We start from the raw sequence: 13,664 nt of genomic DNA, 5'->3' as shown, positions 1-13,664 counted from the left end.
AAGATTGCTCGCTACCGGCAGATCATGGCGAAACCGTGCCGAATGGGACTTTTCCCAGGCCGGAACGGTCAGGAACGTTGCTCGAGGGCGTTCCTGACCAGCCTGTGGAAACCGTAGATATCGTCGAAGGTGGTGACGGCACCGGCTGCGTCTACGACGATCGTCTCATAGACGAGATGGATCTGCAGAGGCTGCGGCAGCTTGATGGTGCGCTCGCCGGAGCCGATCAGCCGCTTCAGCCGCTCGCTCGTCCATTCCGGCCCGAGCACCTGATCGGCGAGGGCGAACGGGTTCTCGACGCGCACGCAGCCATGGCTGAAGGCGCGCTTGCCGGCGCCGAACAGGCCGCGATTCGGCGTGTCGTGCAGATAAACGGCATGGTCATTCGGGAACATGAACTTGATCCAGCCGAGCGCATTGCGCTCGCCCGGCGGCTGGCGCACCGAGATGCTGCCGTTCTTACCCCGCGTCACGACATAGCCGCGCCTGGCGGCATAGTTCGGATCGTTGGCGAGCCCGGGCAGGAACTCCTTCTTCAGGATCGAGGGCGGCACGTACCAGGACGGATTGACGACGACATGCTCCATCCGGTGCGAGAATACCGGCGTCGCCGATTCCGGCTTGCCGACGATCACGCGCGACTCATAGGCGAGCTTGTCGCCGTGCATCACGCGCATCCGGTATTCGGGGATGTTCACGACGATGCGGTTCTCGCCGATATCGCTCGGCAGCCAGCGCCAGCGCTCCATCTGGGCGATGATGTCGCTCTCCAGCCGGGTCGAGCGCGGCATGGCGAGCGCGGCGACGGTCTGGTCGCTGAGCACGCCGTCGGCGCGCAGGCCCGCCTGCTTCTGGAAGTCGGCCAGAGCCAGCGCGGTCGAGCGGTCATAAACCGGCTCCTCGCTGCTGCCGAGGCCGAGCCGGGCGCGAATCAGCGGCACGCGGGCATCGCGCATGCCGACCTTGAGGGTGGGGCCGGCCGGGACGCGGGCAACCGGCGTCTCCGGCTTGTGGGCGCGCAACTCAGCGAGCTTGGCCTTCAGGTGCTGATAGCCGGCGTGCCGGGGATTATAGGCGGCCAGCACGGCGCCGGCATCGGCCGCACCGGCGAGCTCGGACAGTACCTCGGTCGCAGACGGCAATTCGAGCTTCGGCGTGATCAGCTTCGACAGGCGACGCGGGTCGAGACGGCCGCCGCGGGCATCGCGGGCATAGAGCACGGCGAGCGCCGAGAGCCGGATATCGGCCGCGGCGAGGCTGTCCTTGTCGCTGCCTTCGAAGACCGGGAGCAGATAGTCGCCGGCGCGCAAGCCGTCATCGCCGGCGTGGCCGAGCTGTGCGACGATCTGCTTGCCGGACGCGCCAAGGTCCTTGCCGTCGATCCAGAACGGCCGGTTCTCGTTGGCGGCATAAGCTGCGACGATGTCGGCCCGCTCGCGAGCGGAGAGGCGGGGCAGGGCGGCTGCGATCTCGGCCTGGGCCGCGATCCGGCCGGAGAGTTCGAGCCCCGGCGGCATCGTGACCGCGACGTCGGGAAGAGGCGGCAGGTCGATCTGCGAGGGCTTGGCCAGTTGCGGCTGCGGCGCGGGTTCAGCCGGCTTCACCAGGGCCGGATCGACCGGCGGCATCTCCGGCTCGGGCAGGTCGAGGTCGAGCTCTGTCGGGGTACGGTCAGGCCTGGTCGAAAGCGCGCCGGTGACCATCTCCCTGGTCTCGGCTGCATCCGCCGATTGCAGGCTGGTGGACGGGCGTAGGTCGAGCGTCACTTCCGCCGGGGCGGGAATATCGAGCTTCTGCGGCCCGGTATCGCTGTTCAGGATGACCAGGGCCGGCTGCTCGGGCAGCGGCATGCCGATGTCGCCCGTTGCCTCCTGCGCGGTCGCGGAGGCGAGGAGCAGCGAGAGGCCGAGCGTGGTGGCTGAGACGGTTTCCGCCAGGCGGCGAAGGCGCATCGATAAACTTCCCCGGTCCCTGGCCGATCCACGCCGATAACTGCGTGACTCGGCCTGCTTCGACAAGATGCCGCCCTGCAACAGCGGCCGATATTCGCCCTCTGCAACCCGTTCCCTGTGGGCTGCAGAATGCGTTTCGATTCGGGCTGATCAGGCAGCGTCGGCGCCGTCGGCGGCATCCTCGCCTTCGATCAGCCCGTAGTCCTTGAGCTTGCGGTAGAGTGTCGAGCGGCCGATGCCGAGCTTGCGCGAGATCTCGGACATGTGGCCGCGATAATGGGCGAGCGCGAACTTGATGATCTCGCGTTCCAGCTCGTCGAGCGTGCGCATGTCGGAGCCGGCGACGAGGTCGAGCGCATTGGGATCGCGGACCGGCACCTGGATGACGCGCGGCGGCGCCTCGCCACGCGGCTCGCTGGCAATGGAGGCCGGCGCCGGCGGGATGCGTACGTCGAATCCGTCCATCTGCGCCGCGATCTGCGGGAATTCGGCGATCGTGAGCTCGTCGCCATCGGAGAGCACGACGGCGCGGAACATCGCGTTCTCGAGCTGGCGGACATTGCCGGGCCAGTCATAGTCGGCGAGCAGGGAGAGCGCCTCGGCGCTGATGCCGCGCAGCTTGCGACCCTCTTCGGCGGCGAAGCGAGCGAGGAAGCCGCGGGCGAGGTCGGCGACGTCCTCCCGGCGCCGGCGCAGCGGCGGCAAGGTGATCGGGAAGACGTTGAGGCGGTAATACAGGTCCTCGCGGAACTCGCCGCGCTTGACCTGCTCCAGCAGGCTCTTGTTGGTTGCCGAGATGATGCGGATGTCGACGCGCACCGATTTCTTGCCGCCGACCGGGTCGACCTCGCTCTCCTGGATGGCGCGCAGCAGCTTGACCTGCGCATCGAGCGGCAATTCGCCGACCTCGTCGAGGAAGAGCGTACCGCCATTGGCCTCGACGAACTTGCCGATATGACGCTCGGTCGCGCCGGTGAAGGCGCCCTTCTCATGGCCGAACAGGATGGATTCGACGAGGTTATGCGGGATCGCGCCGCAGTTGACGGTCACGAAGGGCTTGCCCCTGCGGTCGCTGGAGCCCTGGATGGCGCGGGCCAGCACCTCCTTGCCGACGCCGGATTCGCCTTCGATCAGGATCGGGATGTTGGAGCGGGCGGCGCGTTCGGCGAGCTGGATGACGCGGCCCATGTCCTGGCTCTTGCTGGCGAGATCGCGGAAACCGAGCTGGCCGGAGGCGCGCCGCTTCATGTAGCGGATCTCGTGCTCGAGAGCCCCGAGCTTGAGCGCGTTCTTGAGCGAGACCTGCAGGCGTTCGGCACCGGCCGGCTTGACCACGAAGTCGACGGCGCCGGCGCGCATCGCCGTGACCACGGTCTCGATCGAGCCGTTGGCGGTCTGGACGATCACCGGCACCGCGCTGCCGCGCTCGCGCAGCGCGGCAAGCACGCCCATGCCGTCGAGGCCGGGCATGACGAGGTCGAGGATCAGGCAGTCGATGCGACGTGATTCGTCGACGAGAACCGCCAGCGCCTGCTCGCCACCTTCCGCCAGCGCGACCTCGTAGCCGAAGCGCTTCAGCATCGCGTCGAGCAGCCGGCGCTGGACGGGATCGTCGTCTACGACGAGGATGGTTGCGGACATGAAACCTCGGCAGGCCAGGCGATTAGCCGGAATCGGCTGTTCCGTTTCGGGTCACTGTCGGGGAGAACGGTTAAGCGCCGCTTAAGCCGGCGAAGCCTGCGGGAAATCGGGCGCCTGTGGCAGCGCTGCCGTTGATCGGAAGCGGCAGGCCGCGCATATGAGGGGCCACAACCGATCCCGACAGGCCGAGGCAGAGACGACATGACCCGCCCGTTCGACCGTCCCGCAATCGCACGCGTCGCCCATGCCGGAGGCGCGGCCGAGGCGCTCGGCGCCCTGCCGGAGTGGGATCTGACGCATCTTTACCCAGCGATGGATTCGCCCGCCTTCGCAGCCGATGTCGAGCGCGCCGCGACCGAGGCGCGCCGCTTCGCCGAGCTCTATCGCGGCAAGCTCGCGGTGCTCGCCGCGCGCGAGGATGCCAGCGCCGCGCTGGCCGAGGCGGTCAAGGCCTATGAGGGCCTGGAGGATCTGGTCGGCAAGATCATGTCCTATGCCGGCCTGGTCTATTCCGGCGAGACCACCGACCCGCAGCGCGCCAAGTTCTATGGCGACACGCAGGACAAGGTCACTGCGATTTCGACCGAGCTGCTGTTCTTCGGGCTCGAACTCAACCGGATCGACGAGGCGCTGCTGGCCAAGGCGGCGGCGCAGGCGCCGCTCAGCCACTGGAAGCCCTGGCTCGACGATCTCGCCAAGGACAAGCCGCACCAGCTCGAGGATCGGATCGAGGAGCTCTTCCACGAGAAGTCGGTCACCGGCCATGGCGCCTGGAACCGGCTCTTCGACGAGACCATCGCCTCGCTGCGCTTCAATGTCGGCGGCGACGACCTCACGCTCGAACTGACGCTGAACCGGCTGCAGGACGCCGAAGGCGCCGTGCGCAAGGAGGCGGCAGAGGTGCTCGGCACCGTGTTCCGCCAGCATTTGCGCACCTTCGGCCTGATCACCAACACGCTCGCCAAGGACAAGGAGATCTCCGACCGCTGGCGCAAATTCGAGGACGTCGCCGATTCCCGCCATCTGGCGAACCGGGTCGAGCGCGAGGTGGTCGATGCGTTGGTCGCGGCGGTGCGCGAGGCCTATCCGCGCCTGTCGCATCGCTATTACAAGCTGAAGGCGCGCTGGTTCGGCCAGGAGGCGCTCGACTATTGGGATCGCAACGCGCCGCTGCCCAAGGTCGAGCAGCGGACCATCCCCTGGACGGAAGCACGCGACACGGTGCTTTCGGCCTATGGCAACTTCTCAGCCGATATGGCGGGGATCGCCCAGCGCTTCTTCGACGAGCGCTGGATCGACGCGCCAGCTCGCCCAGGCAAGGCGCCGGGCGCCTTCGCGCATCCGACCGTGCCGTCGGCGCACCCCTATGTGCTGCTCAACTACCAGGGCAAGCCGCGCGACGTGATGACGCTGGCGCATGAGCTCGGCCATGGTGTGCACCAGGTGCTGGCCGGGCCGAACGGCGCGTTGATGGCGCCGACGCCGCTGACCCTGGCGGAGACGGCGAGCGTCTTCGGGGAGATGCTGACCTTCCGCAAGCTGCTCGACGAGACGCGCGACCAGAAGCAGCGCAAGGCGATGCTGGCGGCCAAGGTCGAGGACATGATCAACACAGTCGTGCGCCAGATCGCCTTCTACTCCTTCGAGCGCAAGGTCCATGAAGCCCGCCGGCAGGGCGAGCTGACGGCCGAGAATCTCTGTGATCTCTGGCTCAGCGTGCAGTCGGAGAGTCTCGGGCCGGCGATCCGGCTCGGGCCGGGCTACGAGACTTTCTGGGCCTATATCCCGCACTTCATCCACTCGCCCTTCTATGTCTACGCCTATGCCTTCGGCGATTGCCTGGTGAACTCGCTCTACGGCGTCTACCAGAACTCGGCCTCGGGCTTTCAGGAGCGCTATTTCGCGCTGCTCTCGGCCGGCGGCACCAAGCACCATTCCGAGCTGTTGAAGCCGTTCGGCCTGGATGCGCGCGATCCGGCCTTCTGGCAGATCGGGCTCAAGATGATCGAAGGGCTGATCATCGAGCTGGAGGGCATGGAGTGAGCAGGGGCGCGCGGTGAGCTCAGTCGTCTTCGACCGCGCGCTCTATCGCCGCCGCCTTTCGGCAGCGCTCGCCGCCGGCTATCCGGATTTCCTGCTGGTGCGCTGCGCTGCCGATCTCGACGAGCGGCTCTCGGCCGTGCTCCGCCGCTTCGAACGGGCGGCGGATCTCGGCACGCCGCTGCCCTTGGTCGGGCCGGTGCTGCAGGCGAGGGCGGGGGACCTGCTGCGCATGGCGGAGGTCGCCGAGACCAGCGCCACTATCGTCGGTGATCTCGAAGCCTTGCCCTTCGCCGCGGAATCGCTCGACCTCGCGGCCTCCCTGCTGGCGCTGCATGCAGTCAACGACCTGCCCGGCTCCCTCATCCAGATCAAGCGCGCGCTCAGGCCCGACGGGCTCTTCATCGCCTGCCTGCTCGCCGGCCAGAGCCTGACCGAATTGCGGCAGTCGCTGCTCGCGGCCGAGGTCGAATTGACCGGCGGCGCGAGCCCGCGCGTCGCGCCCTTTGCCGATCTGCGCGATCTCGGCGGCTTGCTGCAAAGGGCCGGCTTTGCGCTGCCGGTGATCGACAGCGAAAGCGTCACCGTCCGCTATGGCGACATGTTCGGGCTGCTGCGCGATCTGCGCGCCATGGGCTGGGCCAATGCGCTGACCGAGCGCAGCCGCAAGCCGCTGCGGCGAGCCGTGCTGCTGCGAGCGGCCGAGCTCTATGCCGAGCGCTTTGCCGATCCGGACGGGCGCCTGCGCGCGACCTTCGAGATCGTCTGGCTCTCCGGCTGGGCGCCGCATGAGAGCCAGCAGAAACCGCTGCGGCCCGGCTCGGCCAAGGCGCGGCTGGCTGATGCGCTCGGCGTTCCCGAGATCGGCGCGGGCGACAAGGCGGGCGGGGAGAAGCCATGAGCGACAAGCCGGTTAGGCTGGGGCGGGCCGATTTCCGCCTGTTCCGCACGATACCGACGCGCTGGGCCGACAATGACGTCTTCGGCCACGTCAACAATGTGATCTTCTACAACTGGTTCGACACGGTGGTGAACGCCTGGCTGATCGAGCAGGGCTTTCTCGACGTCAAAGAGAGTAGGATCGTCGGTCTCGTCGTCGGCACGCGCTGCGACTATTTCGAGAGCGTCGCCTTCCCGGAGGTGGTCGAGGGGGCGCTCGCCGTCGAAAAACTCGGCCGCTCTTCGGTGACCTACCGCATCGGCATCTTCCGGCAGGGCGGGGAGCTGACCGCGGCGCAGGGCCACTTCACCCATGTCTATGTCGAGCGCGGCCCGCAGACGCCGGTCCCGATTCCGGCGAAGCTGCGCGCGGCCATGGCGGAGATCGGGGTGGGGTAGGCGCTCCCAACGATTGTGTCAGCGGCCGTTTTCAGGCTATTGCCCCCGCTTGAGATCGAGCCCTTGGCTCGCCCCCTCCGTCAGGAACAGGCCGCGTGATTCCCAACGACATCAAGATCACCCCGCAGCTGGTCGCCGAGCACGGCCTCAAGCCGGACGAGTATCAGCGCTTCCTGCACCTGATCGGGCGCGAGCCGTCGATCACCGAGCTCGGCATCGTCTCGGCGATGTGGAACGAGCACTGCTCGTATAAGTCGTCCAAGATCCATTTGAAGACGCTGCCGACCAAGGCGCCCTGGGTGATCCAGGGGCCGGGCGAGAATGCCGGCGTGATCGATATCGGCGACGGGCTCGCGGTGGTCTTCAAGATGGAGAGCCACAACCACCCGTCCTTCATCGAGCCCTATCAGGGCGCGACCACCGGCGTCGGCGGCATCCTGCGTGACGTCTTCACCATGGGGGCGCGGCCGATCGCGGTGCTCGACGCGCTGCGCTTCGGCGACCCGTCGCACCCGAAGACCCGCCATCTGGTCTCCGGCGTCGTCGCCGGCATCGGCGGCTACGGTAACTCCTTCGGCGTGCCCAATGTCGGCGGCGCCACCGGCTTCCATCGCCGCTATGACGGCAATAACCTCGTCAACGCCATGGCGGTCGGCCTCGCGCGCACCGACGAGATCTTCTACGCCAAGGCCTCGGGCGTCGGTAAGGCGATCGTCTATCTCGGCTCCAAGACCGGCCGCGACGGCATCCATGGCGCGACCATGGCCTCGGCCGCCTTCGGCGAGGGGGCCGAGGAGAAGCGCCCGACCGTGCAGGTTGGCGACCCCTTTGCCGAGAAGCTGCTGCTGGAAGCCTGCCTCGAGATCATGGCCGCGGGCCATGTCGACGCGATCCAAGACATGGGCGCGGCCGGCCTGACCTGCTCGGCGGTCGAGATGGGAGCCAAGGGCGACCTCGGCGTCGAACTCGATCTCAACGCGGTGCCCTGCCGCGAAGCGCAGATGAGCGCCTATGAGATGATGCTCTCGGAAAGCCAGGAGCGGATGCTCATGGTGATCAAGCCCGGCCATGAGGAGCCGGCCGAGGCGATCTTCCGCAAATGGGGCCTCGACTTCGCCGTCGTCGGCAAGACCACCGACACGCTGCGCTTCGTCGTCAAGCATGACGGCGAGACCATGGCCGACCTGCCGATCAAGGAACTCGGCGACGAGGCTCCCGAATACGACCGGCCCTGGGTCGAGACGCCGAAGCGGCCGGTGATCGATGCCGCCAGCGTGACGCCCCCGATGTCGAACAGCGAGGCGCTGCTCGCGCTGGTCGGCTCGCCCGATCTGTCGTCGAAGCGCTGGATCTACGAGCAGTACGACACGCTGATCCTCGGCAATTCGGCGGTGACGCCGGGCGGGGATGCCGGCATCGTGCGCATCGAGGACGGGCCGAAGGGCCTCGCCATGACCGCCGACGTGACGCCGCGCTATTGCGAGGCCGATCCGTTCGAGGGCGGCAAGCAGGCGGTCGCCGAAGCCTGGCGCAACCTGACCGCGGTTGGTGCGCTGCCGCTCGCCATCACCGACAACCTCAATTTCGGCAATCCCGAGCGGCCCGAGGTGATGGGCCAGCTCGTCGGCTGCATCCGCGGCATCGGCGAGGCCTGCAGGGCGCTCGACTTCCCGGTCGTTTCCGGTAACGTCTCGCTCTACAACGAGACCAACGGCGTCTCGATCCTGCCGACCCCGACCATCGGCGGCGTCGGCGTGCTCGCCGATGTGACAAAGCACGCCACGATCGGCTTCAAGGCCGATGGCGAGGCGATCGTCCTGATCGGCGAGACCAACGGCTGGCTCGGCCAGAGCGCCTATCTGTCGACGGTCTGCGGCCGCGAAGAAGGCGCGCCGCCGCCGGTCGATCTTGCGGTCGAGCGCCGCAATGGCGAATTCGTGCGCTCCTTGATCACGGCTGGTCGGCTCAGCGCCTGCCACGACCTCTCGGATGGCGGCCTTGCCGTCGCGCTGGCCGAGATGGCTATGGCGAAGGGCATCGGCGCCAACATCACGGCGCTGCCGACAGGGCCGGCTCATGCGGTGCTGTTCGGCGAGGATCAGGGCCGTTACCTGCTCTCGCTGCCGGCTGACGCCGCCGAGGCGGTCGTTGCCGAAGCGAAGGCCGCAGGCGTGCCGGCTGAGATCATCGGCAAGACCGGCGGCAGCGAGCTTGCCCTGCCGGGCGAAGCCGCCGTCTCGGTCGCCGCCCTGCGCAAGACCCATGAAAGCTGGCTGCCGGACTACATGGCCGGCAAAGCCGGATAGAGTTTGTTTTGACGCATTTTCTTCACGCGAACCGGTTTCCACTTCGCTTGAAAATGCTTTGAGGAGATCGCCATGGCGATGGAAGCGAGCGAGATCGAGCGCATGATCAAGGCGGTGTTCCCCGACGCCGTCGTCGAGATCAAGGATCTCGCCGGCGACGGTGATCATTATGCTGCGACGGTGGTTTCGGCCGCCTTCAAGGGCAAGTCGCGCGTGCAGCAGCATCAGATGGTCTATGCCGCCTTGCAAGGAAACATGGGCGGCGTGCTGCATGCCCTTGCGCTGACGACGACGGTTCCCCAAGATTAGAACGAGTTCATCCGGCGGGCCTTGAACCCGCATTTGGAGATAAAGCCATGAGCGATGTGAACGCCCGTATCGATGCCGAAGTGAAGTCCAGCGACGTGGTGCTCTTCATGAAGGGCACGCCGCAATTCCCGATGTGCGGCTTCTCCGGCCAGGTCGTGCAGATCCTCTCTTACGTCGGCGTGCCCTTCAAGGGCGTCAACGTGCTCGAGGATCAGGAGATCCGCGAGGGCATCAAGGCCTATTCGAACTGGCCGACCATCCCGCAGCTCTACGTCAAGGGCGAGTTCGTCGGCGGCTGCGACATTACCCGTGAGATGTTCCAGGCCGGCGAGTTGCAGGCGCTGCTCGAAGAGAAGGGCATCGCCGTCAAGCAGGCGAGCTGAGCTTTTTCATCTTCAGAATCGAAAAGGCGGCGCGTGAGCGCCGCCTTTTTCATGTCCGGATAGGCCGACGGCCACAGCGGGCGATTACTTCACCAGCAGCCAGTCCTCGACCACGAGCGCGTCCAGTCCGCTCGTATAGAACATCAGGATCGCGTCCTCGCTCGTGTGCAGGATCGGCTTGCCCATGATGTTGAACGAGGTGTTGAGGATCACCGGCACGCCGGTGATCTCGTGGAACGCGGTGATCAGGGCGTGGTAGCGCGGATTGCGCTCGGCGGTGACGCTCTGCAGCCGCCCGGTTGAGTCCTCGTGGACGACGGCGGGAACGCGTGAACGCACCGCTTCCTTCCAGGTCAGGGTGCGCTCCATATAGGGCGCGTCCTGGTAGTTCTCGAACCAGTCGGGGCCGTGCTCGGCCAGGATCGAAGGCGCGAACGGCCGGAAGGCCTCGCGGTACTTCACCTTGGCGTTGAGGAGGTCCTTGGCGTTCGCCGGGCGCGGATCGGCCAGGATCGAGCGGTTGCCGAGTGCGCGCGGCCCGAACTCGGCGCGTCCCTGCGCCCAGCCGATGAGCTTGCCCTCCGCCAGGAGCTTGGCCGTCGCGGTGATGATCTCGTCGGGCGACAGCTTCTTCAGGCGCGGCTCCCAGGCCGCCATGCGTTCGAAGGGTTCGGTCGATAGGCTCGAGCCGAGATAGGGGCTCATCGGCCCCTTGGGCGCCTGCCAATCCGGATTGGCCTCGGCATGGGCGAGCCAGGCGGCGCCGATCGCATTGCCGTCATCGGCCGGGGCTGAGGGGACATAAACCTGCTTGAAGCCGTGGCGGCCGACGATCTTGCCGTTGAAGGACGAGTTGAGCGCGCAGCCGCCGGCGAGCACGAGATTCTCCGACGGGCAGAGCGCCGCGGTCTCGGCGAGCAGCGCCTCCATCATTTCGGCGAAGACGTCCTGGCCGCAGCGCGAGAGATCGGCCCAGCCCTTGTCGAGCGCGTCGGCCGGGCGGCGAGCCAGGATTTCGTCGGCGACGTTCTGGACCGTCGCGGCGTCGGCGAAGGTGAGCTTGGTGCCCTCGACGCGATAGAGCTTGCGCAGCAGAGCGAGCAATTCGGGATCGCTCCGGCCATAGGGCGCGAGCCCCATGATCTTCCATTCCTCGCCCTTGGCCTGGTCGAAGCCGGCGAGATCGGTGACGAAGCCGAAATAGAAGCCGATCGATTCGCGGCCGCGATGACGCTTCAGCTCGGTGAGGCGGCCATCCCTGAGCGCGAAGATCGCGGAAGCGCCGGTCTCGCCCATGCCATCGACGGCGAGGCAGGCGGCATCGCGGAAGGGCGAAGACCAGGAGGCATAGGCGGCATGGCTGAGATGGTGGCCATAGCGCTTCATCCCGGTGATCTTCGCCTCGCCGAAGGCGCGGTCGAGGCCGAGCAGGGTACCGAGGCCGGCGCGCTGCTGCTGATGGTGCAGGTTGGCGATCAAGGCGCGCTCGCTGCGCTCGGGCACGAGCGAGCGATTGAACGCGGGCGAAAGCTTCAACAGTGAGTCGAGGCTGAAGGAGCCGGCGCGGCTCATCTGGTCGAGGAAGCCGGTGAATTCCTCGCCCCAACTGGTGGCGAGCCTGATCTCCGCGCCCTTCGGGATATAGCGCTTGAGCAGGCTTTCCATCCGCACAGCCGTGTCCGGCTCGCAGTTCGGGGCACGCTTGTATTGCAGATAGCGCTCGGCCGCCTCGGCGAAGAGGACCTCTCCGCTGGGATTGACGATGGCGATGGCCGGGTCGTGGAAGGTGGTGGCGAGGCCGATGGTGTAGCTCATGGCCGGCAGCGTATGGAGCAGCCGGCCGGCCATGGCAAATGTTGCAGATCGGTGACGCCGGGTAGTGGCGTCAGTCGATCACTGGGCGAAGGCGATGCTGTCGGCGATCGCCTTGATCGCCGGCTCCAGCGAGGGATAGGTCGCTTCGTCGGCGCTGACGATCATGCGCACGAAGCGGCCATCCGGGCCAAGGCCGATATACTGGGAAAAGCGCTTGCCGGTGCCACCCTCAGCGGTCTTGCCCGAGAGCAGCACGCCATCCTTGCTGCCGGCGAAGGCGACCGTCTCGCGCTTGGCGATCTCGGCCTCCTCGAAGCCGCGCGTCGTCTGCAGCAGCTTTTCGGCGACGGCGGTCAGCTGGCCGGCCGCGACCTGGCCGCCGGTCTGGTAGCTGACGATCAGCATGGGCTGGCTGCCCTTGGGGTCGACGTTCAGCGGGCCCGAGGTCATCAGCACGCCGAGGCCGCCGAAGGTGTCGACGACGCGGAAAGGCTCGGTGGCGCGGACGCGGAAGGGCAGGGCGGCGAGCTTCTGGTCGAGCGTCGGCTCGGCACCGAGCGAGACGCTCTTCAGCATGGTGACGACGTCATCGCCGTCGAGATCGGAATCCTCCGGCGCCTGCACGGTGATCATCACGGTCTTGGCGCCCTTGAGCAGCACGATCCACTTATCGAAGGTGGTGCCGGCAACATTCTGCTGGCCGGTCAGAATGCGGCCCTTGCCCCCGGCAGTCTCGATGTCCTCGGCCTCGTCGATCACGATGTTCTGCTTAGCGAAGTTCGTCTTGGCAGTTTCCGCGTTGCCGAACAGCGCCTGCAACTGCGTATGTGCCTCGGGCGGCATTTCGACTACCAGGACCGACGCCTTGGCTTCGGCATGCTCGAGGCCCGCGAACTTGCTGGACGGCACGAAGCCCTTCAGCGGTGCCAGCGAGACCGTGGTTCCGGAGATCGCGGTGCGATCCTGAGCCTGCGCAGTGACTGCCAATCCGGCGGCCAGCAAGCCACCCATGGCCAGCCGAAGGGCCGTTCGGGCGGCCTGGCGCACTGTGACCAAGTCGAATCGGATCATCGCTTCGCTCCTATACGATTGCTGGTGTCCGCGTTGCCGACGCGGCCCATGTTGCAACTGGCTGAGCGGATACAGGTTCACATCCCGCGACGTTATAATCGAAGGATGAGGCCTTAAGCCGCTTGCCGCCCTTGTGGGCGTCAGCGGCCTGATCGACAGGAGTGGGAGGTCAGCGGCGGCCGATCGCCGCGGTGATCAGCGCCTTGGCGTCGGCGCCGGCCCATTCGGCGGGCCCTTGCAACAGAGCGAGCTCGCAGCCGGCCGGGTCGACCAGCAGGCTGATCGGCATGCCCTCGACCTTCTTCACGGCGCGGATGTCCTGAAAGACCTTGGCCTGCGGGTCGGCATAGTAGGCAAGGCGAGTAATGCTCTTGTCAGCCAGCCACTTCTTCGGCTTGTCGGGGTGGCGCGTGTCGATATTGATCGCCACCACCTCGAAATCGGCGTTGCCGAGCGCACCCTGGAGCGCATCGAGCGCCGGCATCTCGGTCAGGCAGGGCAGACACCAGGTCGCCCAGAGATTGACCAGCACCGTCCTGCCTCGAAAGGCCGACAGCGTCGTCGGCTTGCCGTCCGGCCCGTTGAAGGCAAGATCGGGCAGGAGCGCCGGCTGCTTGGCGACCTCGACGGCCGCGACCTCGCCTTTCGCCAGGGCGCGCAGTGTTTCAACCTTTGCCGAGGCGGCGCTGCAAGTGGAATTGCCGGCTCCGCCCCGCACGGAGTAGAAGGCCCCTGCGCCGCCGAGCACCAGCAGCGCCAAGGCCCCACAGGCCATCGCCATTTTCGACCGAGACGTCATCGTACGTCCT

11 protein-coding genes are annotated in these 13,664 nt (G+C 66.9%); 6 read left to right on the top strand and 5 right to left on the bottom strand.

All coding sequences use genetic code 11. The features are described from left to right. Positions 1-68: 68 nt before the first annotated feature. Positions 69-1,952, bottom strand: coding sequence for a L,D-transpeptidase family protein (locus tag GV161_RS02880; protein WP_152011944.1), 1,884 nt, complete (start codon positions 1,950-1,952; stop codon positions 69-71). A gap of 150 nt (positions 1,953-2,102) precedes the next feature. Next, positions 2,103-3,593, bottom strand: a complete 1,491-nt coding sequence (locus GV161_RS02875; protein ID WP_152011945.1) for a sigma-54 dependent transcriptional regulator — start codon at positions 3,591-3,593, stop codon at positions 2,103-2,105. Between the two features lie 201 nt (positions 3,594-3,794). On the opposite strand from GV161_RS02875, the gene GV161_RS02870 reads away from it, so the two are divergent. The 6 genes from GV161_RS02870 to grxD all read left to right on the top strand — a co-directional run bounded on the left by GV161_RS02870 (position 3,795) and on the right by grxD (position 9,969). Then, positions 3,795-5,636, top strand: a complete 1,842-nt coding sequence (locus GV161_RS02870; RefSeq protein WP_152011946.1) for a M3 family oligoendopeptidase — start codon at positions 3,795-3,797, stop codon at positions 5,634-5,636. A 13-nt stretch (positions 5,637-5,649) separates the two neighbouring features. After that, entirely contained in the window at positions 5,650-6,534 is an 885-nt protein-coding gene (locus tag GV161_RS02865; RefSeq protein ID WP_152011947.1) for a methyltransferase domain-containing protein, read from the top strand. Next, positions 6,531-6,971: a thioesterase family protein gene (locus GV161_RS02860; RefSeq protein ID WP_152011948.1), complete on the top strand. Its 441-nt coding sequence runs from the start codon at positions 6,531-6,533 to the stop codon at positions 6,969-6,971. The genes GV161_RS02865 and GV161_RS02860 overlap by 4 nt, the downstream gene beginning before the upstream one ends. Before the next feature lie 95 nt (positions 6,972-7,066). Next, positions 7,067-9,277 carry a phosphoribosylformylglycinamidine synthase subunit PurL gene (purL, locus tag GV161_RS02855; protein WP_152011949.1) on the top strand — a complete coding sequence of 737 codons (2,211 nt, stop codon included), beginning with the start codon at positions 7,067-7,069 and terminating at the stop codon, positions 9,275-9,277. A 72-nt stretch (positions 9,278-9,349) separates the two neighbouring features. Beyond that, positions 9,350-9,586, top strand: coding sequence for a BolA family transcriptional regulator (locus tag GV161_RS02850; protein ID WP_152011950.1), 237 nt, complete (start codon positions 9,350-9,352; stop codon positions 9,584-9,586). Positions 9,587-9,633: 47 nt separating this feature from the next. Continuing rightward, positions 9,634-9,969 carry a Grx4 family monothiol glutaredoxin gene (gene grxD / locus GV161_RS02845; RefSeq protein WP_091836387.1) on the top strand — a complete coding sequence of 112 codons (336 nt, stop codon included), beginning with the start codon at positions 9,634-9,636 and terminating at the stop codon, positions 9,967-9,969. Positions 9,970-10,053: 84 nt separating this feature from the next. Here grxD and GV161_RS02840 read toward each other — a convergent pair whose 3' ends face one another. The 3 genes from GV161_RS02840 to GV161_RS02830 form a co-directional block, all read right to left on the bottom strand. Beyond that, the gene (locus GV161_RS02840; protein WP_152012448.1) at positions 10,054-11,784 is read right to left on the bottom strand and encodes a carbamoyltransferase C-terminal domain-containing protein; all 1,731 of its coding nucleotides are present in this window, start codon (positions 11,782-11,784) and stop codon (positions 10,054-10,056) included. Between the two features lie 78 nt (positions 11,785-11,862). Then, positions 11,863-12,855 (bottom strand): hypothetical protein, encoded by a 993-nt coding sequence (locus GV161_RS02835; protein ID WP_152011951.1) that lies wholly within the window; start codon positions 12,853-12,855, stop codon positions 11,863-11,865. A 169-nt stretch (positions 12,856-13,024) separates the two neighbouring features. Continuing rightward, the gene (locus GV161_RS02830) at positions 13,025-13,654 is read right to left on the bottom strand and encodes a TlpA disulfide reductase family protein (RefSeq protein ID WP_244623859.1); all 630 of its coding nucleotides are present in this window, start codon (positions 13,652-13,654) and stop codon (positions 13,025-13,027) included. Positions 13,655-13,664 lie beyond the last annotated feature (10 nt).

It is taken from the genome of Bosea sp. 29B (genome assembly GCF_902506165.1).
Classification (GTDB): Bacteria; Pseudomonadota; Alphaproteobacteria; order Rhizobiales; family Beijerinckiaceae; genus Allobosea.
The sequence above is the reverse complement of the archived record's forward strand: the minus strand, read 5'-3'. Positions and strand labels throughout refer to the sequence as shown.

Excerpts from the sequence above, each read along its gene's own strand:
- GV161_RS02880 (WP_152011944.1), bottom strand. The coding sequence starts at position 1,952 with ATGCGCCTTCGCCGCCTGGCGGAAACCGTCTCAGCCACCACGCTCGGC.
- GV161_RS02875 (WP_152011945.1), bottom strand. The coding sequence starts at position 3,593 with ATGTCCGCAACCATCCTCGTCGTAGACGACGATCCCGTCCAGCGCCGG.
- GV161_RS02870 (WP_152011946.1), top strand. The coding sequence starts at position 3,795 with ATGACCCGCCCGTTCGACCGTCCCGCAATCGCACGCGTCGCCCATGCC.
- GV161_RS02860 (WP_152011948.1), top strand. The coding sequence starts at position 6,531 with ATGAGCGACAAGCCGGTTAGGCTGGGGCGGGCCGATTTCCGCCTGTTC.
- GV161_RS02850 (WP_152011950.1), top strand. The coding sequence starts at position 9,350 with ATGGCGATGGAAGCGAGCGAGATCGAGCGCATGATCAAGGCGGTGTTC.
- grxD (WP_091836387.1), top strand. The coding sequence starts at position 9,634 with ATGAGCGATGTGAACGCCCGTATCGATGCCGAAGTGAAGTCCAGCGAC.
- GV161_RS02840 (WP_152012448.1), bottom strand. The coding sequence starts at position 11,784 with ATGAGCTACACCATCGGCCTCGCCACCACCTTCCACGACCCGGCCATC.
- GV161_RS02835 (WP_152011951.1), bottom strand. The coding sequence starts at position 12,855 with ATGATCCGATTCGACTTGGTCACAGTGCGCCAGGCCGCCCGAACGGCC.
- GV161_RS02830 (WP_244623859.1), bottom strand. The coding sequence starts at position 13,654 with ATGACGTCTCGGTCGAAAATGGCGATGGCCTGTGGGGCCTTGGCGCTG.